Here is a 24,376-nt window from a genome sequence, read left to right as displayed (position 1 = left end):
TTACACGATCCCGCCATTCACCCGCAGCGTCTGCCCATTCACCCATTCCCCCTGCGGCCCGACCAGAAACGCGACCAGGTTCGCGATGTCTTCCGGCGTACCGAGGCGCTCGAGCGGCGCGGCCTTCGCCAGGCGTTCCACCAGCTCGGCCGGTTTGCCATCCAAAAACAGGTCGGTCGCGGTCGGCCCCGGCGCCACGGCGTTCACCGAAATCCCCTTGCCGCGCATTTCCTTGGCAAAGATGTTGGTCATGGTCTCGACCGCCGCCTTGGCCGCGCCATACACGGCGTAACCCGGCATGGCGAGGCCGATGGCGCTGGTCGAAAAATTGACGATGCGCCCGCCGTTGCGCAGGCGCGTCGCGGCCAGGCGCAGCATGTTGAACGTGCCGCGCGTGTTGATCGACATGATGCGCTCGTACAGGGCGTCGTCGGTATCGGCCAGCAGCGTCATGCCGGGCTGGATCACGCCGGCGTTGTTGATGACGACATCGACCGCGCCAAAGGTTTTTTCCGTTTCGTCGAACAGGCGCGCGCAATCGGCGGCCTGGGCGACATCGCCTTGCAGCGCAATCGCGCGTCCGCCGGCCGCCTCGATTTCCCGCACTACGTCGTCGGCGTCCACCGCGCGGCTGGCGTAGTTGACCGCGACGGCATACCCGTCCTGCGCCAGGCGCAGCGCGATCGCGCGGCCGATGCCGCGCGAGGCGCCGGTGACGATCGCCGCTTTGACTGCAGATTCTGCCATCCGTGTTCTCCCCGGCCTTACGGCCCTCCGGCCAGCACTTTATCGGGCGTGATCGGCGTACTGCGAATCCGTTTGCCGGTCGCGTGATAGATCGCGTTGCTCACCGCCGCCGCCACGCTGACCAGACCGATTTCGCCCACGCCCTTCGCTCCCAGGCGGCTGACGATGCGGTCGTCCTCCTCCACGAAAATGACGTCGATGTCGTGGATGTCGGCGTTCACGGCCACATGGTATTCGGACAGGTTGTGGTTCATGAAGCGCCCGAAGCGGTGGTCGGTATGGCTTTCCTCGTGCAGCGCCTGGCTGATGCCCCAGACCACGCCGCCGACGATCTGGCTGCCCGCGGTCTTGGTATTCATGATGCGTCCTGCCGCGATCGCGCTGACGACGCGCGTCACGCGCACGATGCCGAGTTCCTCGTCGACCCGCACTTCGACAAACACGGCCGAATGCACCATGCGCCGGAATTTGCGCTGCTTGAGCATCTGCGGCAGCATCAGGTATTTTTCCTCGAGCCGCTCGCGCCCCGTGTTGCGGACGATGGTGCCGAGCGAAATGAAGGTATCTGGATCTTTTTTAAGACGCAGCACGCCGCCCGCGAATTCCACATCTTTCAGACGTTTATCACGGAAGGGAGAATCGGCGTCCGCCTGGGCGTAACGCAGCAGGGTCAGGCGCAGCTTGTCGCACACGCCCGCCACTGCCGAACCGACCGTGGCCACGTGCGACGAGCCGCCCTCGATCGGCGCCACCGGCAAGGTCGAGTCGCCGAGTTGAAACGTCACGCGCTCGAGCGGCAGGCCCATGGCTTCGGCCGCGATCATCGCCATCACCGTATAGGTGCCGGTACCGATGTCGGTGGCCGCGCTCGACACCACGAGGCTGCCGTCCGCATGCATCACGGCGCTGGCGCGCGCGAACATTTGCAGTGCATCCCAGGCGCCGGTCGCCATGCCCCAGCCGACCCATTCGCTGCCTTCCTTGCGCGCACGCGGCGCCAGCGGACGCTGCGACCAGCCGAACTTTTCGGCCCCCTGTTCATAGCAGGCGCGCAGTTCCTTGCTCGAATACGGCTTGTCGTCGATCGGAGAACGGTCGGCGTAGTTTTTCAGGCGCAGCGTCAAGGGGTCCATTTTCAGGGCATAGGACAGTTCGTCCATCGCAACTTCCAGCGCATGCATGCCGTGCGCCGCGCCGGGCGCGCGCATGTCGATCGGCGTGTACTGATCGAGGCTCACCAGTTTATAACCGAGCTTGATGTTGTCGCAGGCGTACACCAGCCCGGACCAGTTCACCACGACTTCCACGTAATCCTCGATCTGCGAGGTTTCGGCGATCGCTTCGTGCTGGATCGATGTCAGGGTGCCGTCGCGATCGGCCGCCAGTTTGACCCACTGCACCGTCTCCGGACGGTGGCCGAAGCTGAACATCTGCTGGCGCGTCAGCTGCACCCGCACCGAACGTTGAAGGTGCAAGGACGCCATCACGGCCAGGGTCAGCTGGTATTGCGGACGCAGGCCGGAACCGAAGGCGCCGCCGACATACGGATTGCGCACGGTGACTTTATCCTTTGACAGGCCGAACACGTGCGAGACATACCAGCGGCTGTTCTGCGAGCTTTGCGTCTTGTCGTAGATCGTCAGGTGGCCATCTTCCGCGCGAATCACGGTCGAGGCGAACAGCTCCAGCGGGTTATGGTGCTCGACGCCGTGGTAGAACTCGGCCTCGATTTTTACAGGGGCTGCCTTGAACGCCTTCTCGGCATTCCCTTTTTCCGGGGGCGGCGGCTCATAGCCCGCCTTCAAGGGCCGCGGCGTGTAGGCGCGCCCGAGGTTCGCGGTCAGGCGCGTGTCGTGTTCTTCCTCTTCATAGCGCACGCGCACCAGGGCCGCCGCGCGCCGTGCTGCCTCGAAGGTCTCGGCCAGCACCAGCGCCACCGGCTGGCCGTTGTACAAAATCTGGTCGTCGTAGAAGGGGCGGAAGGGAGACCCTGCCGGCGCCGTCATGTCCTTGTAGGCGAGATCGAAGGAACGCAGCTTCGGCCGGTTCATGTGGCTCATTACCTCGACCACGCCCTCGATCAGCATCGCCTCGGCCGTATCGATGTCGAGGATGCGCCCTTTCGCGATCGTGCCGCTGACGACCACGCCATACAGCAGATGCTCGGCCGGGTGTTCGGCCGCATAGCGCGCCGCACCCGTGACCTTGGCGCGGCCGTCGACGCGCGAGACAGCCGTGCCGGTGACGACCTGTCCGGTGCCCGGTTCGGCGACGGGAGTATGTAATGCCTGGATCAGGTCAGTCATGCGGCTCTCCGGTATTGGTGACGGTGCCCTGCACCGCGGTCTGCAGCGCGCGCACGATCGCCTTGCGCGCCAGCCCTATCTTGAAATCGTTGTGGCCCTGGCCCACGGCGCCTTTCAACAGGACGTCGGCCACCTGCCCGAACAGGGCCGGGTCGGCCTGCTGCCCTTCCAGCAGGGCTTCCGCCTCGGGCTTGCGCCACGGTTTATGCGCGACCGAGCCGAGCGCAATGCGCCCGCTGCGGATGATGCCGTCCGAACCGATATCCAGCGCCGCCGCGACGGAGACCAGCGCGAACGCATACGAGAGGCGCTCGCGCACCTTGATGTAGGCCGAGTGGCGCGCATAGCGGCGCGCGTCGGGCAAGGTGATATGCGTGATCAGTTCGTCCGCTTCGAGCACGGTGTCGTATTGCGGCGCGTCGTCCGGCAGCCGGTGGAATTCGGCGAACGGAATGTCGCGTTTGCCGCGCGCCGATTCGACGTGCACGGTCGCTTCCAGGGCGGCCAGCGCCACGCACATGTCGGACGGGTGGGTCGCGATGCAGTGGTCGCTGGCCCCTAGAATCGCATGCTGTTTCGTGATGCCGCCGATCGCCGAGCAGCCGCTGCCGGGTTCCCTCTTGTTGCAGGGCGTGCCGACATCGTAAAAGTAGTAGCAGCGGGTTCTCTGCAGCAGGTTGCCCCCGTTGCTGGCCATGTTGCGCAGCTGGGGAGAAGCGCCGGCCAGGATCGCCGCCGTCAACAGCGGATAGTGCTCGCGCACCAGCGGGTGGTAAGCCGTATCGGCATTGCGGGCGGTGGCGCCGAGGCGCAGGCCCTCGCCGTCCTCTTCGATCTGGTCGAGCGGCAGGCGGTTGATGTCGACCAGGCGGCTCGAGGCCATCACGCCCTCTTTCATCAGGTCGATCAGGTTGGTGCCGCCGGCGATGAAACGCACGGCTTCGCCGGCGAAGCTGGCATTGCCGGCGACCTGGGCCAGCGCCGCCTGCGCGCTATCGGCCTGGGAAAAAGTAAACGGGTTCATGCCGGCACCGTCGCGGGAACGATGGCGTGGACGGCGTTGTCGCCATCCTTGATGCCGGCCACCTGGCAGACGGCCTTGCGGATGCCCGGATAGGCGCCGCAGCGGCAGACGTTCCCGCTCATCAGCTCGCGCACCTCGGCCACGGTTTTCGCTTGTCCCTCATTGATCAGGCCGACCGCCGAGCAGATCTGGCCGGGCGTGCAGTAACCGCACTGGAAGGCGTCGTTGTCGATGAAGGCCTGCTGCAACGGATGCAGTTCATTTTCCTTGGCCAGGCCCTCGATGGTCGTGATCTCGCGGCCGTTCTGCATCACGGCCAGGGTCATGCAGGAGTTGATGCGCCTGCCGTCGACGAGGACGGTACAGGCGCCGCACTGGCCGTGGTCGCAGCCTTTTTTCGAACCCGTCAGGTCGAGGCGCTCGCGCAGCAGGTCGAGCAGCGTCACCCAGGCTTCGGTGTCTATCTGGTGGTCTTGCCCGTTGATGCGCAGGGTGAGCGGATAGCGCTCGGGAGCGGTCATGGTGAATCCTTTCTGGATGGGTCGGACAGGGCTGTTCGAGGCGCGCAGGAGGCGGCGCCGACCGCAGCTGTGATTCGCTGTTGTCATTCCGTTACGACCATCTTAGTAGCAAGCGCAAGGTAACCGGCGCACAATTAGCCGACGAGAATGCCGACCTGTGGGGACTCAGGCGAGGTAACTTGCCAGGCCGAATTGATCGATAAATTCGAGCAAGGCGCTGAGGGCGGCGGGACGGTGGCTGCGGCCGGGATAGACGGCGTAATAGGTGTTGTCGGTGGGCGGGTGCTCGGGCAGCACCAGCTGCAGGCTGGCGTCGAGCAGCGCCTCGCGCACCATGAACCAGGGTAACAAGGCGATGCCGGCGCCGGCCAGCGTCAGCCCGCGCAGGGTGTTCAAATTGTTGGCGCGCAGTGGGGCGCCGGCGGCGGAGACGTGCACGACTTTACCGTCGCTGTGCAGCGGCCACTGCGGCAGCACATCGTGCAGCAGCAGGCGTTGACGCGACAGGTCGGCCGGGTGCTGAGGCGCGCCATGCGCCGCCAGGTAGGCGGGAGCGGCGACCAGCACGCGCCGCACCGTCCCCACGCGGCGCGAGACGAAGGAAGAATCGCCGAGCTGGCCCGTGCGCAGGGCGAGATCGATGCGCTCCGCCACCAGGTCGAGGTGGGCATCGGTGATCACGCATTCGACGGTGACGGCCGGATGGCGTGCATGGAAAGCGGCCAGCAGCGGCGGCAGCAGCAGGATGCCCGACGCTTCCGGCGCGGTCAGGCGCAGGTGACCCGCCGGTTCGTCGCGCAGCCGGGAGATCGCCGCATCGGCCGCGTTGGCGGCGTCGAGCATCGCCTGGCAGTGGATCAAATACACCTGGCCGGCGGCCGTCAGGCTCAGGCGGCGCGTGGTCCGGTGCAGCAGACGCACGCCGAGGGCGCTTTCGAGCTCCGCCACCCGCGCGCTGACGGTCGACTTCGGCAAGCCGGCGGCGAGGGCGGCCCCGGTAAAGCTGCCGCTTGCCGCGACCTGGGCGAACAAGGCCATGGCATCGAGTTTCATTGTTCGCTCCGCTGGATAGTCTTTCCGGATTATAAGGACTAATCGGCGTAATCGAAACCGACTACGATGGACCCAATTAACACTGACAAAAGGAATGACCATGAAAGCCATCGCCGCATTTGCCGCGCTCCCCGCCACCGACGAGCAATCCCTGCAGGACATCACGCTGCCCGATCCGGTCGCCACCGGCCACGACATCCTGGTCGAGGTGCATGCCGTTTCCGTAAACCCGGTCGACACCAAGGTGCGCCGTGGCTTGCCGGCCGAAGCGCAAGCTGAACCGCGCGTGCTCGGCTGGGATGCGAGCGGCATCGTGCGCGCCGTGGGCCCGGAGGTGACGCTGTTCCGCCCCGGCGACCGCGTCTGGTATGCCGGCGCCATTAACCGTCCGGGCAGCAACAGCCAATTGCAGCTGGTCGACGAGCGCATCGTCGGGCGCATGCCGAACAAGCTCGGCTTTGCCGAAGCGGCGGCGCTGCCGCTGACGGCGATCACGGCCTGGGAACTGCTGTTCGACCGCCTCGGCCTGCAGTTCGGCGGCCATCAGGGAGAGAAGCTGCTGGTGGTCGGCGCCGCCGGCGGCGTCGGCTCGATCCTGGTGCAACTGGCGCGCCAGCTGACCGGCATCACCGTGATCGGCACCGCCTCGCGCCCGGAAACGCGCGAGTGGGCGCGCATCTTCGGCGCCCATCACGTGATCGACCACGGCACGCCGCTCGACACCGCCTTGACCGGCGCCGGCCTGGGTGAAGTCGACTACGCGATCAGCCTGACCCACACCGATAAGCATTTCAATGCGCTCGTGAATGCGATCAAGCCGCAAGGAAAACTGGCGCTGATCGACGATCCGGAACCGATCGACGTGCGCCTGTTAAAACGCAAGAGCATCTCGCTGCATTGGGAACTGATGTTTACGCGGTCCCTGTTCAACACGCCCGACCTGCAAGCCCAGCACCGCCTGCTGAACGAAGTGGCGCAGCTGGTCGAGGATGGCCGTATCCGCACCACGCTGGCCCAGAACATGGGGCCGATCAACGCCGCCAACCTGCGCCGCGCCCATGCCTTTATCGAGAGCGGCGCCGCCAGCGGCAAAGTGGTACTCGAGGGTTTTGGAGACTAGTTTTAGTGAGGTTTTATTGTCTCTCGGCATTTTTTAGGCCAAGAAAAAACTGCTCGAAAAACCGTCAAATAAACCGTAGTATCGTTTATATGATTCATACAAAATAAACGATTTATACGGTATATTTTAGCGGACAGGCGCGGCCGCGACCGGGTGCGCTGGCGGGCAGTTTTCGCTGGCGGCGGCATCGTTGATGCCGCGTATGTGTTCTTCGAGCGGCGGCAGGCCCAGTCGCTTGCGGCGGGCCTCGACCCTTTGTGGATCGTCCAGCAGGTAATAATCCCAGCGGCAGGCGTCGACCTGGCGCAGCTGGGTGCCATAGCGCTGCGGCCGGCCCTCCCTGACCGCCAGCCGGTCGGAGGCCGTGGCCAGGTACATGGCCGGCGCTTCGCCATCGAGCACGGCCAGCTCCAGCTGGCGCACCACCTGGCGCTGGAAGGGCAGGTCCCCACTGCGTTGCTGGGCCACGAGCCAGGCGCCGCGCGCGGCCTGTACGCCTTCCACGCTGCGGCGCGGCCAGCCGCAGGCGTTCATCCACGCGCCCAGGCGCTCGGCGTTGCCGCGCTCGACCGCGTCCAGCTCGGTGCGCCCCTGCACAGCCGCCGGAGCGTCGGGCGACGCCAGGTAATCGATCCGGCTCCGCACCGCCTCGGCCGCTTCCACCATGGCCGCCAGTTCCCCCGCATAGGCCGCGCACTGCGGTTCGGCGCGCGCCGGTGCGTTCAAAGCCGCCGCGGCCACCAGTGGCACCAGGATCTGCAGACTTCCCATCATCGCGTTCTCTATAAAATCAATGCATAAAGCCTAACATAAGCGGTGCGCCTCCCCGCACAGGCCGGGCGTAGAATCGGGCGCACCGCATACCGGGAGACACGTCATGAAACGCCTGATCCTGCTCGCCGCCGGGCTCGTTTTCAGCGCCGGCACCCTGGCCCACCACGGCTGGAGCGAATACCAGTCCGACAAGCCGCTTGACCTGACGGGCACCATCGAGCAGGCCGGCTACGAGCAGCCGCACGGTTTCGTGCGCCTGAAAACCGCCGATAAAACCTGGCTAGTGGTGCTGGCGCCGCCCTCGCGCATGGAAAACCGCGGCCTGATGAAGGAGAAACTGGTGCCGGGCCAGCGCGCCAGCGTGCACGGCTACCCGCACCGCAGCAAGGCAGACGAGATGCGCGCCGAAAACATCACGATCGAGGGCAAGACCACGGAGCTGCGCTGATGGCGCAGGGCGCCGGCGTATTGGACGCCCTGGCGGCCACGCCCCTGGCTGGCGCGATGCGCGAAAGCGCCTGGCTGTATCCGATCGTCGAGATCGTCCACATCGCCGGTTTTTCGGTATTGGTCGGCAGCGTGGTGCTGTTCGACCTGCGCGTGCTGGGCTGTGCGACAAGCCTGCCGCTCGCCGCCCTCGGCCGGCACCTGCTGCGCTGGGCGCTGGCGAGCCTGGTCCTCGTGATTCCGGCCGGACTGCTGCTGTTCAGTGCGCACCCGGGCGAGCTGGCGGCGAATCCCGTTTTTTTGCTGAAACTGACCCTGATCGCCCTCGCCGGCTGCAACGCCCTCGCCTTCCACCTGCTGCCGTATCGCAGCGTGGCCGGCTGGGACCGCGAGCGCGCCGCGCCGCTGCTGGCCCGGCTGGGCGCCGGCCTGTCGATCCTGCTCTGGCTGGGCGTCATCAGCTGCGGCCGCATGCTCGCCTATGTCTGAGCTGCGGCCTGGTCCGCCTCATGCTACAGTGACCATTCCCCTTATCAATCTCTCGTTCCAGCATGCTGAAACCCACTGCCACTGCTTCTGCCATCCTTGCCCTTGTCCTCGCAAGCTGCGTCAGCACCGCCGCCGTGGCGGCCATTCCCGTCTACGGCTTCATCGTCAAGAACACCTATCCGCACGATCCGCAAGCGTTCACGCAGGGCTTGTTCTTCCGCGACGGCCAGCTCTACGAGACCACCGGCATCATCGGCCGCTCGACCCTGCGCCGCGTCGAACTGAAAAGCGGCAAAGTGGTACAGAAGACCGAGCTGCCGAAAGAGGTGTTCGGCGAGGGTTCCACGGCCGTCGGCGAGAACATCCTCGGCCTGACCTGGCAATCGAAGACGGGCTATGTGTTCGACGCCAAAACGTTTGCGATGAAAGCGAAGTTCCCCTACGAGGGAGAAGGCTGGGGCCTGGCCAGCGACGCGAAGAACGTCTACATGAGCGACGGCAGCGCCAGCATCCGCGTGCTCGATCCGGGCACCCTGAAAGAGCTGCGGCGGGTGCAGGTCACGGCCGAGGGCAAGCCGATCGATTCCCTGAACGAGCTGGAAATCGTCGACGGCGAACTGTTTGCGAACGTCTGGGGCACCGACGTCATTGCCCGCATCGATCCCGCCAGCGGCAAGGTGACGGGCTGGATCGACCTGACCAATCTGCTGCCGCGCGAAAAACGCGGCACCAACTCGGTCGATGCCGTACTCAACGGCATTGCCTACGATGGCAAGCACCGCAAGCTGTATGTGACGGGTAAATTCTGGCCGAAGCTGTTCGAAATCGAGCTGGTGCGCTTCGAGGGACGATAAAGCCTAGGCAGTCACCGCGATCACGACCTTGCCGAAGTGCGAGCCCGATTCCATGTAACGGTAGGCTTCCTTCGCTTCGTCGAACCCGAACACCCGGTCGACCACCGGTTTTATTTCGCTGATGGCGGCAAAGCCCATCACCTGCTCCAGCATCCTGCGGCTGCCGACGAAGATGCCGACCATGCGCTTGGCGCCGGCCAGCAGGGTGGCCGGATTGACTTCGCCGCCGAAGCCGCTGACGCCGCCGATGATGGCGACGCTGCCGCCCATGGCGCAGGACGCCACCGAGCGGTTGACGGTGCCCTGCCCGCCCACTTCCAGCACCACGTCCGCCCCCATGCCATGGGTCGCCCGTAATACCTCTTCCTGCCACTCCGGCGTGCTGCGGTAATTGATCGTGTGGTGAGCGCCCAGTTCGCGCGCGCGCTGCAGTTTGTCGTCGCTGGACGAGGTGATGATGGTGCGCAGTCCGGCCGCTTTCGCCAGTTGCAGGCCCAGCACCGAGACGCCGCCGGTGCCCAGCAGCAGCACGGTATCGCCCGGCTTGATGCCATTGCTCGATTCAAACATCGCATTCCAGGCGGTGACGCCGGCGCAGGGCATGGTCGACGCGTCCACATAGCTCAGTTGCGGCGGAATTTTGACCAGGGCATCCTCGTGCAATACCACTTCTTCGGCGAGTACGCCGTCGATGTCTCCGCCGAGCGCATGGCGGATTTTGGTGGCGCAGGTGCGCCCGTCCTGCCAGTAGGGAAAAAAGGAAGCGGCGACGCGGTCGCCCACCTGCAGCCGGGTGACGCCATGCCCGACGGCGAGCACTTCGCCGGCGCCGTCGGAGCAGGGAATGATGGGATCGTCCACATTCACCAGATAATTGCCGCTGGCAACCATGAGGTCGCGGTAATTTAGCGAGACCGCGTGCACCCGTACCCGGACTTCACCATTCGCCAATTCTCGCTCGGGGAAATTCACGCACTGCAAGCCGTCGATGTTGTCGCCCGGCAGAATCTGGTAAGCCCGCATCGTCTTCTCCTTGACTGGTTGCGGCCCATTCTACTGCGGTCGTTACGGGCGCCTGTTCCGCTTGGCCCTACATCGGCCTGGCCACCATCAGCCAGAAGCTCACCTCAGCGCCACCTTCTGGTCGGTGCTGTTCGAAAAGCTGGCCGGAGAAAAACTCGACCACAAGGACCTGCGGGTGACGCTGGCCGCCTCCGCCGCCGCCTCGGCCATTGCCTGCTTCGCCGACTACAAGCTTACGCCCGAACGCCTGAAACCCGGTTACGAAAAGCGCCTGTCGAAAAAGTCCCTGGCCGGTGTCTATGCCGCCTTCGCCGTGGGCCTGGCGCTGGGTGCGATCGCCACGGCACCCGGGGGGCAATGAAAAAAACGCGCCCGGGACCGAGCCCCGGGCGCGTTTCAGGACCCTCGCTTCAACTTAAAACGCGTAGTTGGCGCGGGCGTACACGAAACGGCCGGAGCGGCCGAACGGCGAGTAGTTCGAGAACGGCGTATTCCCCGTCGTGTTCAGCGCCGGCGGCAGCGTTTCCGGATACTGGTCGAACAGGTTGTCGGCGCCGAGCGCCAGCGTCAGCTTCGGCGTCAGGGCGTAACGGCCCTCGAGGTCGACGATGGTGCGTGCGGCCAGCGGGAAGTCGAAGGCGGCGGTGGTACCCGGCGTCATCGTCTTGCCGTAGCGGGTGGCGCGGAAGGTGGCGCCGAACTGGCCCAGCTTCCAGTTGACGTTGGCGCTGAACTTGTTCTTCGGCTGGCCTTCCTCGATCGCGATGATGTTGGCGCGGTCGAACAGCACCGGCGCCGGGGTCAATGCCGCCAGCTGGGCCGTGACCGGGGTCTTGGTCACTTCCGTGCTGTTGAAATTGGCCGCCAGGGTGGTGTCGAAGCGCCCTGCCGCGCCGGCATTCACCGGCCAGTTCATGACGATGTCGACGCCGTCGGTGGTGGTGTTGACGCCGTTGATGAAGAAGCGCCCGCCGCCCACGCCCACAAAACCTTGCGAGGCGATGTAGTTGCGCACGTTCGCCTGCGTCAGGTTTTCCGACAGCACGATGCGGTCGCGGATTTTGATCCGGTAGGCATCGACCGTCAGGCTGATGCGGTCGAAGCGCAGCACGCCGCCGAGCGACACGTTGACCGATTTCTCGGCGTCGAGCGGCTGGGCGCCGAGGGCGACGGCGACCGGGTCGGTCGGTTTGAAGGTCGTGATCTCGAACGGCACGCCGTTAATGAAATTGGTCGAGGTCGACGTGAAATTCTGCTGCTGCGGCGACGGCGCGCGGAAGCCGTTCTGGACCGAACCGCGCAGGGCGAAGATTTTACTGAAATCGTAGCGTCCCGCCAGCTTGCCGGCCAGGCTGTTGCCGAAGTCGGAATAATGTTCGGCGCGCACGGCGACCGAGGCCAGCAATTGCGGCGTGATGTTCGCTTCCAGGTCGACGAAGGCGCCGGCCGCGGTGCGGTGGGTGTCGATCTCGTTGGCCGGACGGAAGCCCGGGAAGACTTGCGCGCCCGGTGCGGCCGGGGTGCCGTTGGCCAGCACCTGGCCGCCGTAGCGGTAGGAATCCGGTTCGCCGGCGAACAGCTCATAGCCTTCGCGCCGCACTTCGGTGCCGACCGCGATGTTCAGCGGCGACGACAGGCCGGCCACGTCCAGCGTGCGCACGCCGGTCAGGTTGAACACCAGCTGGTCATACGAAAAGCCGCCGGCGTCGAATTCGGTCTTGCTCGACGGGCCGATCGAACGGTTCAGCGTGTTCTGGATCTCGAACTGCATCTTGTTCTTGCCGTAGCCGAGCGAGGTGTCGATGTCCCAGCTGCCCAGCGACCAGGTGAGGCCGCCGGTCATGGAAAAATCGTCCACGGTCGGGGCGATGATCGGCAGGAAGCCGTCCGGATAGATCGCCTGGATGTTGCGCGCATCCTGGGCCGGGCGGAAGTAGCCGGCCGAACGCGCTTCGCGTTTCTGGTAGCTGGCCCAGCCATAGGCCTTCATCCCGTTGCCGAGATCGTTGCCGGCGTTCGCGAACAGGGTCGTCTGCTGCATTTCCGGGTCGCCGTACCAGGCGTTAAAACGGTTGACCGTGTTTTCGCGCGGATCGAAGGCGCCGTTCGCCAGTTTCGGGTATTGCTGGCGCATGTCGTAGCCGCCGCGTTCGGTTTTCGCCTGGTCCTTGTATTCGGCGGCGATGGTCAGGTAGCCGGACTCGCCCAATGGCAGACCTTTCCAGGCGCTGACCGTGGTGCTCTGGCCGTCGGTGCGCTCGCGCGAGGCGGGACCGCTCCAGGTGCCGCCGCTTGGTGGCACGTCGTTCCACAGGTCGTATTCGGTGATGCGCGCGCCATACGTCACGCTGCCTTCTCCGCCGCTGCGGTCGGTGCGCAGGCGCAGGTTGATCACGCCGGCGATCGCATCGGAACCGTACTGGGCGGCGGCGCCGTCGCGCAGCACCTCGATGTTTTTCACGATCGCGGTCGGGATCGTGTTCATGTCGACCGCCGCCGAGCCGCGGCCGACGGAACCGTTCAGGTTGACGAGGGCGGACGAATGGCGGCGCTTCGAGTTCACCAGCACCAGGGTCTGGTCAGGCGCCATGCCGCGCAGGGTGGCCGGGCGGATCGTATCGGTACCGTCGGTGAGCGAAGGGCGCGGGAAGTTCAGGGAAGGCAAAGCGACCGACAAAGCCTGGTTCATCTCGGTGGTGCCGGTGTTTTTCAGGGTGTCGGCCGAGATGATGTCGACTGCGGCAGCGGTGTCGAGCGCGCTGCGGTTGGCCACGCGGGTGCCGGTCACGACGACGGTCGCGGTGCCGCCTTCGGTGGCGCTGCTGTCCTGTGCCTGGGCCGTGCTGGCGAACATCGCGGCGATCGACAGGGCCAGCACCGTTTTATTATTGATAGTTCTTTGCATTGATCTTCCCTCAAATTGATAGTCTGAACGGCTCTTGCCGGCTCAGTCTGGAGGGCGCACCCGAGCATGTCAATTTGCAACGGGTGCTGTAAGTACCAAATGCAACAGTTGTCAGTACGTCAGGATGACGTAAGGGAAACCGTGTTTAATGCGCGTCCGCTGTTACCTTCTTGCCGCGGACTTTGTTCACGATCGTGACCGCCAGTAGCACCAGCGCGCCGACGATCACGCCGGCCAGGGCGTCGATGAGGGTCGGGGTGATCGCGTGCAGCACACCGCCGATGACGGCGACTTCCCCCATGCGCTCGGCCGCCCCTTCGGCGAAATGGTGCAGCGGCGCCCAGTTGTGGCCGATGATGCCGCCGCCGACCATGAACATGGCGGCGGTGCCGACGATCGTCAGCAGCTTCATCAGGCGGGGCGCGGCGGCCAGCAGCATGCGGCCGACGCTGCGTGCAAAACCGCCCGATTTTTGGCTCAAATACAGGCCGGCGTCGTCGATTTTCACGATGCCTGCGACTAAGCCGTACACGCCGACCGTCATCACCAGCGCAATGATCACCAGCACCGCAAGCTGCTGCATGAAGGGCATGGTGGACACGGTGCCGAGCGAAATGACGATGATTTCGGCCGACAAAATGAAATCGGTGCGCACCGCGCCCTTGATCTTGTCCTTCTCGAATTCGCGCATGTCGACCTTTTCGTCGGCCAGGGCGGCGACCAGGCGTTCCTCGTGGTCCGCGTCTTCTTCCGGGCTGTGCAGGAATTTATGGGCCAGCTTCTCAAAACCCTCGAAGCACAGGAAGGCGCCGCCGATCATCAGCAAGGGAATGATCAGCCAGGGCACGAAGGCCGAGATCAAGAGCGCGGCCGGCACCAGGATCGCCTTGTTCACCAGCGAACCTTTCGCTACCGCCCACACCACCGGCAGTTCGCGCTCCGCATGCACGCCGGAGACCTGTTGCGCATTCAGGGCCAGATCGTCGCCGAGCACGCCGGCGGTCTTCTTGGCCGCGACCTTGCTCATCAGCGCCACGTCGTCGAGGACGGCGGCGATGTCGTCGAATAATGCGAGCAAACTGCCTGCAGCCATGAACCACTCCCGAAATTATCAATATGGCAGCATCTTAACCGAGCACGGATGGCGCGGGCACACGGTTCAGCGCGATAAATTGCGGTTCAGGCCCGCAAATCTGCAGCTCGTCGCTTTCGGCTTACGGGACGCTTGTACGTACGTATAGTCAATATCGAAGGCTGCGGTACGCCAGCCTCGCCCCCGCCGATGGAGATGACGATGACACCGAACCCGACCCTGACGATACCCCAGACCGCCACCCCGCTGCGCCGCACCCGTCCGCCGAAGCGCAAGACGCGCATCACGATCTACCTCGACGACGAGGTCCTGAACGAATTCCGTAACCTGTCGGAACGCTGCGGCACCGGTTACCAGACCCTGATCAACGCCGCCCTGCGTACCCGCCTGGCGGCGGCCGGTGCCGAACCGAGCCTGCTCTGACGGGCACGCCTTGAAATGCCCGGAAAAACCGGGCCGTGGCGCCACGTCCGGTTGATGGGTGCGAGAAAGTTACATGTAGCAAACATTTGTGCTACTCTTTCCGCTCTTTTAACCCCGGAGGCACCATGAAAAAAGGCGAACTGATCGCGGAATTTGCCAAGCGTACCGAGATGTCCGGTACCGCTGCCAACAGCGCGGTCAACACGATCATCGAGATCATCACCGAGCGTCTGAAAAAAGGCGACACCGTCGGCATCACCGGCTTCGGCACGTTCTCGGTCACCAAGCGCGCGGCGCGCAAGGGCCGCAACCCGGCAACGGGCGAGGTCATCAAGATCGGCGCATCGAAAACCCCGCGTTTCTCGGCCGGCGCTACCTTGAAGGCTGCGGTCAACCCGCGCAAGAAGTAATTTTTTAATTCCGCACGCCCGTTGGGCATCCGGCCTGGCGCCGCGGCATGCAGCCGCGCGCCATCCGCCCTCTTCCGTTGTTCCCGTTCTTCGTTTTTTTCGTTTCCCCGAATTTTCCCCATGCCTTTCGCCACCTGGATCGCCTTCGTCATCGCCGGCACCGTGATTGCCATCTCGCCGGGCTCCGGCGCCGTGCTGTCGATGTCGCACGGCCTGGCCTACGGCGTCAAAAAAGCCAGCGCCACCGTGCTCGGCCTGCAGTTCGGCCTGATCCTGGTGCTGGCGATCGCCGGCGCCGGCGTCGGCTCCCTGCTGCTGGCCTCGCCCACCGCCTTCTTCGTCGTCAAGGTGATCGGCGCGCTGTACCTGATCTATCTGGGCGTGTCGCAATGGCGCTCGAAGGACGAGGCCGGCCCGCTGGCCAGCAGCGCCGGCCTGGCCGCCCACCCTTCTTTCGGCAAGCGCGTGCTGACCGGCTTTTTGACGAATGCGACGAATCCAAAAGGCATCATCTTTATGGTGGCCGTGTTGCCGCAGTTTATTTCGAAAGATGCCCCGCTGCTGCCGCAACTGCTGATTTTGGGCGTCACCATGGTCACCATCGACAGCCTCGTGATGCACGGCTATGCGACGCTGGCCGCCTCGATGCAGAGGTTGTTCCGCGATCCGCGCGCGATGCGTATCCAGAACCGGTTTTTTGGCGCAGTCCTTATCGTTGTTGGTTCGATGCTGTTTTTCGTAAAACGCGCAGCTAGTTGAGCTTGTTTCGGTTGTGCAGCATTTGCAACCGTCTGTAATTCCGGTTGTCGTGGCCTGGGCGCTTGCGGTGTAATCAGGTCGACGCATTCCGTCCACCGCCTGGAGCCCATGATGACCTTCCGTTTGATGAAGTCCGCAACGCTGCTGGCGCTGGCGGTCTGTTCCACATTCGCCCTGGCGGACGAGGACCCGCCGGCCCGGGTCGGCCGCGTCTCTCTCACCCAGGGGCAAGTCAGCATCAGCAGTGCCGGCGAAGTGGCCAATACCGCATTGGTCAACTGGCCGGTCACCTCGAACCAGACGATCTCGACGGCCCCCGGCGCGCGCACCGAACTGCGGGTCGGCTCGACCGCGATCCGCCTCGACGGCGACTCGGCCCTGGAGGTGTCCCAGCTCGACGACGACAGGCTGCGCCTGCGCCTGCACTACGGCAGCGCCAGCATCCGCGTCGTCAACGAGGAAGTCGCCGCCGGTTTCGAGTTGACGACGCCGCAGGCGCGCGTGCTGCTGCAGCAGCCGGGACGGATACGCGTGGACGCCGAGCGCGTGCGCGACACCAGCAGCATCCGCGTGTTCGACGGCGTCGCCGTGGTCGAGGGCGGGGGCGAACGCCTGACCGTGCGCAGCGGCCGCAGCGCCGAGATGCAGGGCCCCGATCTGCGCATGACGCAAGCGCTCAGCGACAGCTTCGACGAGTGGGCGGCCGTGCGCGACCGCGAATTTGATTCCGTGCGCGCCACCCGCTATGTGCCGGCCGAGATGACGGGTTATGAGGACCTCGACCGCTACGGCAGCTGGCGCGAAGACAGCGAATACGGCAGCGTATGGCTGCCTGCGGTGGCCTCGAACTGGGTGCCCTACCGCGACGGCCGCTGGACCTGGATCGCTCCCTGGGGCTGGACCTGGGTCGACAACGCGCCCTGGGGCTATGCGCCTTTCCACTATGGACGCTGGGTCCAGCTCCACAACCGCTGGGCCTGGGCCCCGGGCCGGCTCGAGCGAAATCCGGTCTGGGCGCCGGCCCTGGTCGGCTGGGTCGGCGGCGCCGGCTGGAGCATCGGGGCCGGATCCGTGGCGCAAGGCTGGTATCCGCTGTCTCCCTACGACCGCTTCGTGCCCGGCTACCGGCTGTCGGACAACCGTCTACGGCGCCTGAATGCGCACGAGGGACGCCGTGACCGCAACCACGACGGCATCCCGGATTACCGCCAGCGCGGGCTCACCGTGGTGCCGCAGGACCGCTTCGGCCAGCGCGGCGAAGTCATCGTGAAACATGAAGCGCGGGTGACGCCGCCGGCCAACTGGCAGGGCGCGCCCGGCGCCGTGCCGCCGGTGCCGCGCAGCTGGCGCGAGCGCAACCAGAACGACGTGCGCCGCGCCGATGACCACGATGGCCGCTGGGAAAGGCGCGACCGCGACGGCGACGGCCGGCCGGACGGCGGCTGGCGCCGCGATGGCCGCCAGGCTGGACGCGACGAGCGCCCTGCCGCGCCGGCCATGGTGACGACCGTGCCGGCACCGGCGCCCGTCGCGCCGCCGCCCCAGGTCGGCTTCGTGCGCCAGCCGGGCGTGATCACGACCGCCCCGGCGCCGGACGGACAGCGCGACTGGCGCGAACGCGAGGGCCGCGAGCGCCGCGAAGCCTTCGAGGATGGCCGCCGCCAGCGTCTACAGCAGCGTGCCGAGGGCGCCCAGCCCCAGCCGGCACCGTTCGCTCAGCACGGCGGAGCGGCCGCGGCGATGGAAGCGGCCGCCGCGCGGGCGCAAGCTCAAGCCCAGGCGCAAGCTCAAGCTCAAGCCCAGGCTCAGGCCCAGGCTCAGGCTCAGGCTCAGGCTCAGGCCCAGGCACGCGCCCAGGTTCAGATGGCGCGGCCGATGGCAACGGCGATCGTCTCTCCACCGCCGCGCCCGGCGCCGACGCCGCCTCCCGCGGTGGCGTCCGCGCCGCCCCAGCCGTCCGCGCCGCCGCAGGCAGCGCCACCACGGACGCAGCGCGGGGGCGAGGATGGCCCGCACCGGCGCGACGGCATACGTCAAATGGAACGTTGACGGACGGGCAATTTCACGCGCTGGTCTCGCATTGGCTACAATATCGGTTTGCACAGGAGCCGCCATGGACCCCAAAGAATCCCTCATCGAATACCCGAGCGACTTCCCGATCAAGGTGATGGGCCCGACGCATGAAGCCTTCCCCACCACGATCGTCGAGGTGGTGACCGGCTTCGACCCGACTTTTCATCACGGCCGCATGGAAGTGCGTCCGTCCGGCAAGGGCAATTACACCGGCCTGACCTGCACCGTGCTCGCCACCAGCCGCGCCCAGCTCGACGACCTGTATCGCGCGCTGTCGGCCCATCCGATGGTCAAGATCGTCATGTAAGTGTCAGGTCGGCAAGGTCGGACCCGCCGGGCAAGGCGGCAGGCACTGGCATATAATGTCGGGGCTGTCCACCTTTCCGACCGGATCCCATGCATGCATCTCGCCCCGCCGGCCCGCTGATTCGCGAGCTGGGCCGCGCCGACTACGAACCCGTGTTTGCCGCAATGCGCGCGTTTACCGATGCGCGCACCCCGGAGACGCAGGACGAGTTGTGGATCGTCGAGCATCCGCCCGTGTTCACGCTCGGCCTCGGCGCCGACCGCGGCCATGTCCTGGCCGGGCCCGGCGTGCCCGCACACGCCATCCCCGTCATCCAGACTGACCGCGGCGGCGAAGTCACCTATCATGGTCCCGGCCAGGTCGTGATCTACTTGTTGATCGATCTCCGGCGCAACAAGCCGGGCGGCAAGTTATACGCCCGGCAATTTGTGGAAAAAATCGAACAGGCGGTCATCGACGTGCTGGCGGCGTATAATCTCGGCGGTGAACGCGTTGCCGGCGCGCCCGGCATTTATATTGCCGAAGGTCCCCGCCGCGGCGCCAAGATCGCCGCCCTCGGATTAAAGGTGCGCGGCAACGGCTGCACCTACCACGGAGTCTCGCTGAACGTGGCGATGGATTTATCGCCGTTTTCGTGGATTAACCCTTGCGGCTATTCCGGCCTCTCCACCGTCGACATGCGCACCATGGGCATCGAGGCGCCGCTGGCCGACGTACAGCAGGCCCTGGCGCACGCCCTGGTGCAGCACCTGGCCTCGACTGCCGAACCGAACAAACCAACTGAAGCCCCTGTGGGCCAAGCGACATGACTACCGACACCGATACCGGTCTGAATCCCGCCTACAACGCCCTTGATAAACAAAAGGGCGCCAATAAAACCTCGCGCATCCCGATCAAGATCGTGCCGATCGCCGACGCCGAGCGCCTGAAAAAGCCGGACTGGATCCGCGTGAAAGCGGCAACGGCTTCGTCGCGCTTCTACGAGATCAAGGACATCCTGCGCGCGAACAACCTGGTCACCGTCTGCGAAGAAGCGAGCTGCCCGAACATCGGCGAATGCTTCGGCAAGGGCACCGCCACCTTCATGATCATGGGCGACAAGTGCACCCGCCGCTGCCCGTTCTGCGACGTCGGCCACGGCCGTCCGGATCCGCTCGACGTCAACGAGCCGGGCAACCTCGCCAAGACGATTGCCGACCTGCGCCTGTCGTATGTCGTGATCACCTCGGTCGACCGCGACGATCTGCGGGACGGCGGCGCCGGCCATTTTGTGGAGTGCATCACCAAGACGCGCGCCCTGAGCCCGAACACCAAGATCGAAGTGCTGGTGCCGGACTTCCGCGGCCGTCTCGCAAAAGCGCTGGCGATCTTCGCCGACGGCCTGCCGGACGTGATGAACCACAACCTGGAAACCGTGCCGCGCCTGTACAAGGAAGCGCGCCCGGGCGCCGACTACAAACACTCGCTCGAGCTGCTGCGCGACTTTAAGGCGCTGTATCCGAACGCGGTCACGAAGTCCGGCATCATGGTCGGCCTCGGCGAGACCGACGAGGAGATCCTGCAGGTGATGCGCGACATGCGCGAGCACAATGTCGAGATGCTGACCATCGGCCAGTACCTGTCTCCGTCGAACTCGCACCTGCCGGTGCGCCGCTACGTGCACCCGGACCAATTTAAAAAATTCGAGGAAGCGGCCTACGAGATGGGTTTTGTGCACGCCGCCGTCGGCGCGATGGTGCGTTCCTCGTACCATGCCGACCAGCAGGCGCACAACGCGGGCGTGGCGGCGTAAAGCCTGCCTGCCGGCGCAAACAGGAACGGCCTCCGAGGAGGCCGTTTTTTTATGGACGAAGCGGATGCGCCGTCACGGCAGGATGGCCGGTCCCTTGACCTGCTGGTGCAATTCCCCTTCCGTCTGCCGGACGCGCTCGACGGTCTGGGCGTCCACGCCGACCGGGCGGGTCGGCACAATTCTCGGCGTGATCAGGACGATGGTCTCGGTCGAGCTGCCGGTCTCCTCGCTGTTCGAAAACAGTCTGCCAAGGCCCGGTACCTCGCCCAGGATCGGCACGCCGGTGCGGCGCAGGCCGGCGCTGGCCTTGATCAGGCCGCCGATCAGGATGGATTGGCCGTTCTCCGCCACCAGCTGGGTGTTGACTTCGGTCGTCTTCTTCGACGGGATCCCGCCCAGCAGCGAACCCGAGCTCACTTCCGGGCGCACGCGCAGCGCGATACGACCGTCGCTGTCGACCGATGGCGTCACGCGCAGGATCACGCCGGTTTCGAGGAACTGGATCGATTCGCTGGTGACGTTGTTGATTGTCGTGGTCACGCGGTAGCCCAGCTTGTCGCCGATATTCGTGCTCGCCTCCTGGTTTTCCAGCGTCAGCAGTTTCGGGGTGGCCAGCGTGCGCACGCGGCCCTTGTTGCTCAGGGCGTTCAAATACAGGTCGACGTTGTTGTTCACGAAATTGAAGACCAGGCCCTGTCCTGTGCGCGGAACCAGTCCGGCGGTACTGATGCGGTTGACGCCGTCGCCGCTGAACACCTTGTTCCATTCGATGCCGAAGTTCTCGTTCTGGTCGAGCGTGATCTCGAGGATTTTTGCCTCGATCATGATCTGCTGCGGCTGGGTGTCGATCTCGCGCAGCACGGCTTCGATGCGCTTGACGCCCTCAATGGTGTCCTCGACCACGATCATGCGCCGCGTCGGCAGTACCGACACCTTGCCGCCGCGGCCGACGTGTTTGGAGAGGATGTCGGCCACCAGCTGCGGCTCCGAATACAGCACCTTCAACGCCCGCACTTCCAGCTGGCCGGATGGGACGACCTCGCTGCCCGCCGGCTGCGCCGGATTGACGATCACATAGCCATTGTCGCGCGCGATCACCTGGTAGCCGCCCGCTTCGGCGATCGCGTAGATCGCCTGGCGCGGCGTCATGTCGTACAGGCTGACGGCGACATTGCCCGTCACGCCCTTGCCGAGCATGATGTTGACCCGTTCGTGGCGCGAGATCATCTCGAACAGCTCGGCGATCGGGGTGTCGCGGAACACGAACGAGGTGGGGGCGCCGGCCGGCGCGACCGTGGACGACACCGCGGTCGCAGGCTGCACGGCGCTTTGCGGCGCATTTTTCCTGGCCGCGCCCGCGTCAAAAGCGGTGGCGAGCAGGGCCGCCAGGATCAGCTGTTTTACTAAAACGTTCTGCTTCATTTGCGGCTTGCCTCGTTCAGTACCAGAACGCTTTTCACGCCACGTTTGCTGAGCGTGACGCCGCGTTCTTCCACCTTGATCAGTTGATAGTCTCCGAACCACTCGCCGACGGCGAGGATCTGGCCATTGATGTTCGCCAGCGCGCGTCCCGGCGCGACCATGACGGCGCGCAGTTGCGGCGCGCGCTGCGGCGCATCCGGTTCCGCTTCCGCTACTGCAGCCCGCAGCGGTGGGGCAGGGCGCGCGAACGGATCGCGCAAGGGCTGCGCCTGCACCGCGAGGGACGCCAGCGCCAGCAAGATCGTCGCGGCGTGCTTCATGGCTTGCTCTCCTGCGGCCGGAAAGCCGCGATACGGATTTTCATGGCGACCTGGCCCGGCTCCGCGGCCGGGCGCATCTCGAAACTGGCAATCGCCAGGTTCGGCTGCGCGTGCTCGATCGCGCCCATCCAGGCCAGCAGGGCGGCATACGTGCCGCTCGCCTCGGCATCGAAGCCGGCCTGGGTAAAGGACAGTACCGTCTCCTCGGGCGCCGGAACGATGCCGTGCAGGGTAACGCCCTGGGCCTGCGCCAGCTGCCCGAGCTCGCCCACCAGGCGCACCAGCACCTGCGTGGGCGCGCTTGCTGCCGTGGCGCCGAAGCGTTTGGCCAGGGTGTCGGTGTCGCTTGCGAGCACGGCCAGCTGCGCAGCCAGCAGGCGCGGGTCGTTCGCGCCGAGGTCGAGCTGCGCCTGCTCGGCGCGCACCGCGCGCAGCGCCGCCAGCGGCGCGCGCAGCGCATAGAACCACAATGCGGCGGACACGATCAGGAGCAAGCCAATGCCCATCAGGTGCAGCTGGCGCGCGGGCAGGGCGGCGGCCTTGCGGATCAGGGCGGGGTTCATGGCGTCGCTCCCCGCTTGACCAGGGTGGCGGCGGCGCTGAAGCTGACGGCGCCGCCATCCTCGGGCGCGGCCGTGCTGCTGTTCAGGAAGCGCACATTCGCCAGATGCGGATCGGCGGCCAGCGCCGCCAGGAAGGCCGTCATCGCGCCGTTACTCTCGGCCTGGCCGGCGATCTCGATCTGGCTGCCGAGGCGCCAGGCCTGCACCGCGCCCGTTTGCGGCGCGCGTGCCTGCACCGTGCCGGGCGGCAGCGGCGCGGGCGGCGCCGCCTGCAGCAATTCCCGGGTGCGGCCAAAGCGCAGCCGCTCGAACCAGACCTTGTCGTTGAGGGTGCCATTCAGGATAGTCGCCAGCGCCGCCACGTCGCCGGCGCCGCGCAGGCTGTCCAGGGCGCCGACGTTCTCGGCCAGCAGATCCTTGCGTGCCTGCGCGTTCGTCAGCTGGGTGCGCATCGCACCGATCTGCAGCGAGGCCGTGCGGCTCTGTTCGAGGCGCGGCGTTTCCAGGGACAGGCGCCAGCGCAGCAGGGCGCTGGCGCTGCCTCCGGCCACCAGCAGCAGGGCCAGGGCGGCGCCATACACGGTCAAGGTGCGCCGTACGCGCAGGCCCTCGCGGTAGCTGCGCGGGATCATGTCGATATCAGCCATGGGCTTCTCCCCGCAATGCCAGGCCGGCGGCCAGGGCGATGCCGTGCGTGTCGCTCCCGACCGGCGCCGACAGCGGCGCGCCGTGGAAGGCTTTATAGGGATCGAGCAGTTCGACCGGCAGGCGCACCAGTTCCTCGACCCGCTCCTGGATATGGCGGTAGCGCGCCACGCTGCCGTTCAGGTAGACCCGGCTGATCGCGCTGCCGCGCGTGCGCGACGCCACATACACCTGGGTGCGCACCAGTTCTTCGGCCAGTGAAGCGAATTCCTGGTACAGGATCTCGCGCACCGTGCGCCCGATGTCGGGCTGTTCTCCGGCCCCGTGGGGTGCGCCGGCCGGCGTGCCGATGCCGTGCTCGCGCAGCAGCGCCAGCGCGACCTCGGTACTCAGCCCGAGCGCGCGTGACAGGCGGTCGACCAGCTGCATCTCGCCGAAGTCGATTTCCCGATCCAGCATCAGCCGCCGGCCCCAGATCACGGTCAGATAGCTTTTACTTGCCCCGAAATTGATCAGGAGGACGGACTGGTCGAAATCTTCCTGCATCGCCGCCAGTAATCGCGCGATCGCAGCCGGGCCGATATCGAGCGCCACCGGCTCCAGGCCGGCGCCGCGCAGCGTTTCCAGGTAAGTCAACACCTTGCTGGAGGCCGCCACCGCAGCCAGCACCTGCTTGTCCATGCCGGAGGCCTCGACGCTGCGCACCTGGTAGTAGTCGACCACCGATTCGACGGCCGCCGCGCCCAGCTGCTCGCGCACCGCGCGCGCCACCGCCTGCGGTTCGCTCTGGCCGTCGGGGACGTGCACCGTCAGCGGCAGGATCCGCACTTCGCTCGGCGCCAGCACCGACACCACGCGCCGTCCGGCGAAAGGAGCGGCCGCCAGTGCTTCGCGTATGAACGCTTTCAGGCGGCGCGGGTCGGCCAGCAGCTGCGCGCGCTCGACGGGGTAAGGCAGCGACAGCGCCGCGCGTACCACGATGCCCTTGGCGGAAGGGGCGGTCTGCAGCATGTTCAGGCGCTGGGCGGCGAAATCGACGCCGATCGGCGCCGCCAGGGCACCTTTGCTGACCAGGGAATTGAGCCAGGACTTCATCATGCCGCCGCCTCGCCAGGCGCCAGGGGCACCAGGCCCAGGAAGAGCAGGGCGACAAGGCTGAGCAGGGCGACGCCCTTGCGGGTCTCGCGCGTGATCACCGGCGTGGCGTAGTCGCGCAGCTCGCCGGCGAAATCGAGGCAGGACCAGACCTTGGTGAGGTCGCTGACAAAGGTGGAGGCGGTGGTTTTCATGGCCTGTGTTGTTGGAT

The 24,376-nt window shown here is 65.9% G+C and carries 27 protein-coding genes; 12 read left to right on the top strand and 15 right to left on the bottom strand.

Annotation, left to right across the window (positions count from 1 at the left end):
• From ACI48I_RS19685 to ACI48I_RS19665, 5 genes are all read right to left on the bottom strand, one after another.
• Nucleotides 1–747, bottom strand: a complete 747-nt coding sequence (locus tag ACI48I_RS19685) for an SDR family oxidoreductase (RefSeq protein ID WP_498575169.1) — start codon at nt 745–747, stop codon at nt 1–3.
• 17 nt (nt 748–764) lie between these two features.
• On the bottom strand, nt 765–3,053 hold the full coding sequence (locus ACI48I_RS19680) for a xanthine dehydrogenase family protein molybdopterin-binding subunit (RefSeq protein WP_498575168.1): 2,289 nt from the start codon (nt 3,051–3,053) through the stop codon (nt 765–767).
• On the bottom strand, nt 3,046–4,077 hold the full coding sequence (locus tag ACI48I_RS19675) for an FAD binding domain-containing protein (protein WP_193687794.1): 1,032 nt from the start codon (nt 4,075–4,077) through the stop codon (nt 3,046–3,048). The genes ACI48I_RS19680 and ACI48I_RS19675 overlap by 8 nt, the downstream gene beginning before the upstream one ends.
• Nucleotides 4,074–4,598 carry a (2Fe-2S)-binding protein gene (locus ACI48I_RS19670; RefSeq protein ID WP_193687793.1) on the bottom strand — a complete coding sequence of 175 codons (525 nt, stop codon included), beginning with the start codon at nt 4,596–4,598 and terminating at the stop codon, nt 4,074–4,076. Before ACI48I_RS19670 ends, ACI48I_RS19675 begins: the two co-directional genes overlap by 4 nt.
• A gap of 165 nt (nt 4,599–4,763) precedes the next feature.
• Nucleotides 4,764–5,651: a LysR family transcriptional regulator gene (locus tag ACI48I_RS19665; RefSeq protein WP_498575167.1), complete on the bottom strand. Its 888-nt coding sequence runs from the start codon at nt 5,649–5,651 to the stop codon at nt 4,764–4,766.
• A gap of 100 nt (nt 5,652–5,751) precedes the next feature.
• Between ACI48I_RS19665 and ACI48I_RS19660 the strand changes: the two genes are divergently transcribed.
• A complete protein-coding gene (locus ACI48I_RS19660; RefSeq protein WP_193687791.1) occupies nt 5,752–6,771 on the top strand; it encodes a zinc-binding alcohol dehydrogenase family protein in 1,020 nt (339 codons plus the stop codon).
• Between the two features lie 126 nt (nt 6,772–6,897).
• Here ACI48I_RS19660 and ACI48I_RS19655 read toward each other — a convergent pair whose 3' ends face one another.
• Complete coding sequence (locus tag ACI48I_RS19655) at nt 6,898–7,545, bottom strand: DUF6624 domain-containing protein (RefSeq protein ID WP_498575166.1); 648 nt, start codon at nt 7,543–7,545, stop codon at nt 6,898–6,900.
• A gap of 103 nt (nt 7,546–7,648) precedes the next feature.
• Between ACI48I_RS19655 and ACI48I_RS19650 the strand changes: the two genes are divergently transcribed.
• The 3 genes from ACI48I_RS19650 (at nt 7,649) to ACI48I_RS19640 (ending at nt 9,335) form a co-directional block, all read left to right on the top strand.
• Nucleotides 7,649–7,993, top strand: a complete 345-nt coding sequence (locus ACI48I_RS19650) for a DUF6152 family protein (protein WP_498575165.1) — start codon at nt 7,649–7,651, stop codon at nt 7,991–7,993.
• A complete protein-coding gene (locus ACI48I_RS19645; protein WP_193687788.1) occupies nt 7,993–8,481 on the top strand; it encodes a DUF6644 family protein in 489 nt (162 codons plus the stop codon). The genes ACI48I_RS19650 and ACI48I_RS19645 overlap by 1 nt, the downstream gene beginning before the upstream one ends.
• 62 nt (nt 8,482–8,543) lie before the next feature.
• Nucleotides 8,544–9,335: a glutaminyl-peptide cyclotransferase gene (locus tag ACI48I_RS19640; RefSeq protein ID WP_193687787.1), complete on the top strand. Its 792-nt coding sequence runs from the start codon at nt 8,544–8,546 to the stop codon at nt 9,333–9,335.
• Nucleotides 9,336–9,338: 3 nt separating this feature from the next.
• Here the strand turns inward: ACI48I_RS19640 and ACI48I_RS19635 are convergent, their stop codons facing one another.
• The gene (locus ACI48I_RS19635) at nt 9,339–10,358 is read right to left on the bottom strand and encodes a zinc-dependent alcohol dehydrogenase family protein (RefSeq protein WP_498575164.1); all 1,020 of its coding nucleotides are present in this window, start codon (nt 10,356–10,358) and stop codon (nt 9,339–9,341) included.
• A gap of 124 nt (nt 10,359–10,482) precedes the next feature.
• On the opposite strand from ACI48I_RS19635, the gene ACI48I_RS19630 reads away from it, so the two are divergent.
• Entirely contained in the window at nt 10,483–10,719 is a 237-nt protein-coding gene (locus ACI48I_RS19630; protein ID WP_498575163.1) for a hypothetical protein, read from the top strand.
• Between the two features lie 54 nt (nt 10,720–10,773).
• Here ACI48I_RS19630 and ACI48I_RS19625 read toward each other — a convergent pair whose 3' ends face one another.
• Together ACI48I_RS19625 and ACI48I_RS19620 are read right to left on the bottom strand one after the other, a co-directional pair.
• Complete coding sequence (locus ACI48I_RS19625) at nt 10,774–13,263, bottom strand: TonB-dependent receptor plug domain-containing protein (RefSeq protein ID WP_498575162.1); 2,490 nt, start codon at nt 13,261–13,263, stop codon at nt 10,774–10,776.
• Between the two features lie 145 nt (nt 13,264–13,408).
• Nucleotides 13,409–14,356 carry a DUF808 domain-containing protein gene (locus ACI48I_RS19620; RefSeq protein WP_498575161.1) on the bottom strand — a complete coding sequence of 316 codons (948 nt, stop codon included), beginning with the start codon at nt 14,354–14,356 and terminating at the stop codon, nt 13,409–13,411.
• Nucleotides 14,357–14,557: 201 nt separating this feature from the next.
• On the opposite strand from ACI48I_RS19620, the gene ACI48I_RS19615 reads away from it, so the two are divergent.
• From ACI48I_RS19615 to lipA, 7 genes are all read left to right on the top strand, one after another.
• The gene (locus ACI48I_RS19615) at nt 14,558–14,779 is read left to right on the top strand and encodes a BrnA antitoxin family protein (protein ID WP_193687782.1); all 222 of its coding nucleotides are present in this window, start codon (nt 14,558–14,560) and stop codon (nt 14,777–14,779) included.
• Between the two features lie 125 nt (nt 14,780–14,904).
• Complete coding sequence (locus tag ACI48I_RS19610; protein WP_056340843.1) at nt 14,905–15,189, top strand: HU family DNA-binding protein; 285 nt, start codon at nt 14,905–14,907, stop codon at nt 15,187–15,189.
• A 120-nt stretch (nt 15,190–15,309) separates the two neighbouring features.
• Nucleotides 15,310–15,948, top strand: coding sequence for a LysE family transporter (locus tag ACI48I_RS19605; RefSeq protein WP_498575160.1), 639 nt, complete (start codon nt 15,310–15,312; stop codon nt 15,946–15,948).
• Nucleotides 15,949–16,056: 108 nt separating this feature from the next.
• The gene (locus tag ACI48I_RS19600) at nt 16,057–17,997 is read left to right on the top strand and encodes a DUF6600 domain-containing protein (protein ID WP_498575159.1); all 1,941 of its coding nucleotides are present in this window, start codon (nt 16,057–16,059) and stop codon (nt 17,995–17,997) included.
• Nucleotides 17,998–18,037: 40 nt separating this feature from the next.
• Entirely contained in the window at nt 18,038–18,328 is a 291-nt protein-coding gene (locus tag ACI48I_RS19595; RefSeq protein WP_267878275.1) for a DUF493 family protein, read from the top strand.
• An 89-nt stretch (nt 18,329–18,417) separates the two neighbouring features.
• A complete protein-coding gene (lipB, locus tag ACI48I_RS19590) occupies nt 18,418–19,137 on the top strand; it encodes a lipoyl(octanoyl) transferase LipB (RefSeq protein ID WP_498575158.1) in 720 nt (239 codons plus the stop codon).
• Nucleotides 19,134–20,120, top strand: coding sequence for a lipoyl synthase (lipA, locus tag ACI48I_RS19585; protein WP_193687777.1), 987 nt, complete (start codon nt 19,134–19,136; stop codon nt 20,118–20,120). The genes lipB and lipA overlap by 4 nt, the downstream gene beginning before the upstream one ends.
• A gap of 72 nt (nt 20,121–20,192) precedes the next feature.
• Here the strand turns inward: lipA and ACI48I_RS19580 are convergent, their stop codons facing one another.
• Genes ACI48I_RS19580 through ACI48I_RS19555 form a run of 6 tightly spaced genes read right to left on the bottom strand, consistent with a single transcriptional unit; the run spans nt 20,193 to nt 24,359 of the window.
• A complete protein-coding gene (locus ACI48I_RS19580; protein ID WP_498575157.1) occupies nt 20,193–21,542 on the bottom strand; it encodes a type II secretion system protein GspD in 1,350 nt (449 codons plus the stop codon).
• Nucleotides 21,539–21,862, bottom strand: coding sequence for a hypothetical protein (locus ACI48I_RS19575; protein WP_498575156.1), 324 nt, complete (start codon nt 21,860–21,862; stop codon nt 21,539–21,541). Before ACI48I_RS19575 ends, ACI48I_RS19580 begins: the two co-directional genes overlap by 4 nt.
• Nucleotides 21,859–22,425: a GspMb/PilO family protein gene (locus ACI48I_RS19570; RefSeq protein ID WP_498575155.1), complete on the bottom strand. Its 567-nt coding sequence runs from the start codon at nt 22,423–22,425 to the stop codon at nt 21,859–21,861. Before ACI48I_RS19570 ends, ACI48I_RS19575 begins: the two co-directional genes overlap by 4 nt.
• Complete coding sequence (locus ACI48I_RS19565) at nt 22,422–23,072, bottom strand: PilN domain-containing protein (RefSeq protein ID WP_498575154.1); 651 nt, start codon at nt 23,070–23,072, stop codon at nt 22,422–22,424. Before ACI48I_RS19565 ends, ACI48I_RS19570 begins: the two co-directional genes overlap by 4 nt.
• A complete protein-coding gene (pilM, locus tag ACI48I_RS19560) occupies nt 23,065–24,168 on the bottom strand; it encodes a pilus assembly protein PilM (RefSeq protein ID WP_498575153.1) in 1,104 nt (367 codons plus the stop codon). The genes ACI48I_RS19565 and pilM overlap by 8 nt, the downstream gene beginning before the upstream one ends.
• The gene (locus tag ACI48I_RS19555; RefSeq protein WP_193687771.1) at nt 24,165–24,359 is read right to left on the bottom strand and encodes a hypothetical protein; all 195 of its coding nucleotides are present in this window, start codon (nt 24,357–24,359) and stop codon (nt 24,165–24,167) included. The genes pilM and ACI48I_RS19555 overlap by 4 nt, the downstream gene beginning before the upstream one ends.
• Between the last annotated feature and the right edge of the window lie 17 nt (nt 24,360–24,376).

This window comes from Massilia sp. LXY-5 (assembly GCF_059801075.1).
The sequence above is the reverse complement of the archived record's forward strand: the minus strand, read 5'-3'. Positions and strand labels throughout refer to the sequence as shown.

What these genes read in the sequence shown, in the direction of transcription:
- ACI48I_RS19640 (WP_193687787.1), top strand. Translation starts at nt 8,544, where the DNA reads ATGCTGAAACCCACTGCCACTGCTTCTGCCATCCTTGCCCTTGTCCTC.
- ACI48I_RS19670 (WP_193687793.1), bottom strand. Translation starts at nt 4,598, where the DNA reads ATGACCGCTCCCGAGCGCTATCCGCTCACCCTGCGCATCAACGGGCAA.
- ACI48I_RS19610 (WP_056340843.1), top strand. Translation starts at nt 14,905, where the DNA reads ATGAAAAAAGGCGAACTGATCGCGGAATTTGCCAAGCGTACCGAGATG.
- ACI48I_RS19680 (WP_498575168.1), bottom strand. Translation starts at nt 3,053, where the DNA reads ATGACTGACCTGATCCAGGCATTACATACTCCCGTCGCCGAACCGGGC.
- ACI48I_RS19555 (WP_193687771.1), bottom strand. Translation starts at nt 24,359, where the DNA reads ATGAAAACCACCGCCTCCACCTTTGTCAGCGACCTCACCAAGGTCTGG.
- ACI48I_RS19620 (WP_498575161.1), bottom strand. Translation starts at nt 14,356, where the DNA reads ATGGCTGCAGGCAGTTTGCTCGCATTATTCGACGACATCGCCGCCGTC.
- lipB (WP_498575158.1), top strand. Translation starts at nt 18,418, where the DNA reads ATGCATGCATCTCGCCCCGCCGGCCCGCTGATTCGCGAGCTGGGCCGC.
- pilM (WP_498575153.1), bottom strand. Translation starts at nt 24,168, where the DNA reads ATGATGAAGTCCTGGCTCAATTCCCTGGTCAGCAAAGGTGCCCTGGCG.
- ACI48I_RS19645 (WP_193687788.1), top strand. Translation starts at nt 7,993, where the DNA reads ATGGCGCAGGGCGCCGGCGTATTGGACGCCCTGGCGGCCACGCCCCTG.
- ACI48I_RS19655 (WP_498575166.1), bottom strand. Translation starts at nt 7,545, where the DNA reads ATGATGGGAAGTCTGCAGATCCTGGTGCCACTGGTGGCCGCGGCGGCT.
- ACI48I_RS19685 (WP_498575169.1), bottom strand. Translation starts at nt 747, where the DNA reads ATGGCAGAATCTGCAGTCAAAGCGGCGATCGTCACCGGCGCCTCGCGC.
- ACI48I_RS19665 (WP_498575167.1), bottom strand. Translation starts at nt 5,651, where the DNA reads ATGAAACTCGATGCCATGGCCTTGTTCGCCCAGGTCGCGGCAAGCGGC.
- ACI48I_RS19575 (WP_498575156.1), bottom strand. Translation starts at nt 21,862, where the DNA reads ATGAAGCACGCCGCGACGATCTTGCTGGCGCTGGCGTCCCTCGCGGTG.
- ACI48I_RS19660 (WP_193687791.1), top strand. Translation starts at nt 5,752, where the DNA reads ATGAAAGCCATCGCCGCATTTGCCGCGCTCCCCGCCACCGACGAGCAA.
- ACI48I_RS19580 (WP_498575157.1), bottom strand. Translation starts at nt 21,542, where the DNA reads ATGAAGCAGAACGTTTTAGTAAAACAGCTGATCCTGGCGGCCCTGCTC.
- ACI48I_RS19565 (WP_498575154.1), bottom strand. Translation starts at nt 23,072, where the DNA reads ATGGCTGATATCGACATGATCCCGCGCAGCTACCGCGAGGGCCTGCGC.
- ACI48I_RS19615 (WP_193687782.1), top strand. Translation starts at nt 14,558, where the DNA reads ATGACACCGAACCCGACCCTGACGATACCCCAGACCGCCACCCCGCTG.
- ACI48I_RS19635 (WP_498575164.1), bottom strand. Translation starts at nt 10,358, where the DNA reads ATGCGGGCTTACCAGATTCTGCCGGGCGACAACATCGACGGCTTGCAG.
- ACI48I_RS19675 (WP_193687794.1), bottom strand. Translation starts at nt 4,077, where the DNA reads ATGAACCCGTTTACTTTTTCCCAGGCCGATAGCGCGCAGGCGGCGCTG.
- ACI48I_RS19600 (WP_498575159.1), top strand. Translation starts at nt 16,057, where the DNA reads ATGATGACCTTCCGTTTGATGAAGTCCGCAACGCTGCTGGCGCTGGCG.
- ACI48I_RS19625 (WP_498575162.1), bottom strand. Translation starts at nt 13,263, where the DNA reads ATGCAAAGAACTATCAATAATAAAACGGTGCTGGCCCTGTCGATCGCC.
- lipA (WP_193687777.1), top strand. Translation starts at nt 19,134, where the DNA reads ATGACTACCGACACCGATACCGGTCTGAATCCCGCCTACAACGCCCTT.
- ACI48I_RS19570 (WP_498575155.1), bottom strand. Translation starts at nt 22,425, where the DNA reads ATGAACCCCGCCCTGATCCGCAAGGCCGCCGCCCTGCCCGCGCGCCAG.
- ACI48I_RS19605 (WP_498575160.1), top strand. Translation starts at nt 15,310, where the DNA reads ATGCCTTTCGCCACCTGGATCGCCTTCGTCATCGCCGGCACCGTGATT.
- ACI48I_RS19650 (WP_498575165.1), top strand. Translation starts at nt 7,649, where the DNA reads ATGAAACGCCTGATCCTGCTCGCCGCCGGGCTCGTTTTCAGCGCCGGC.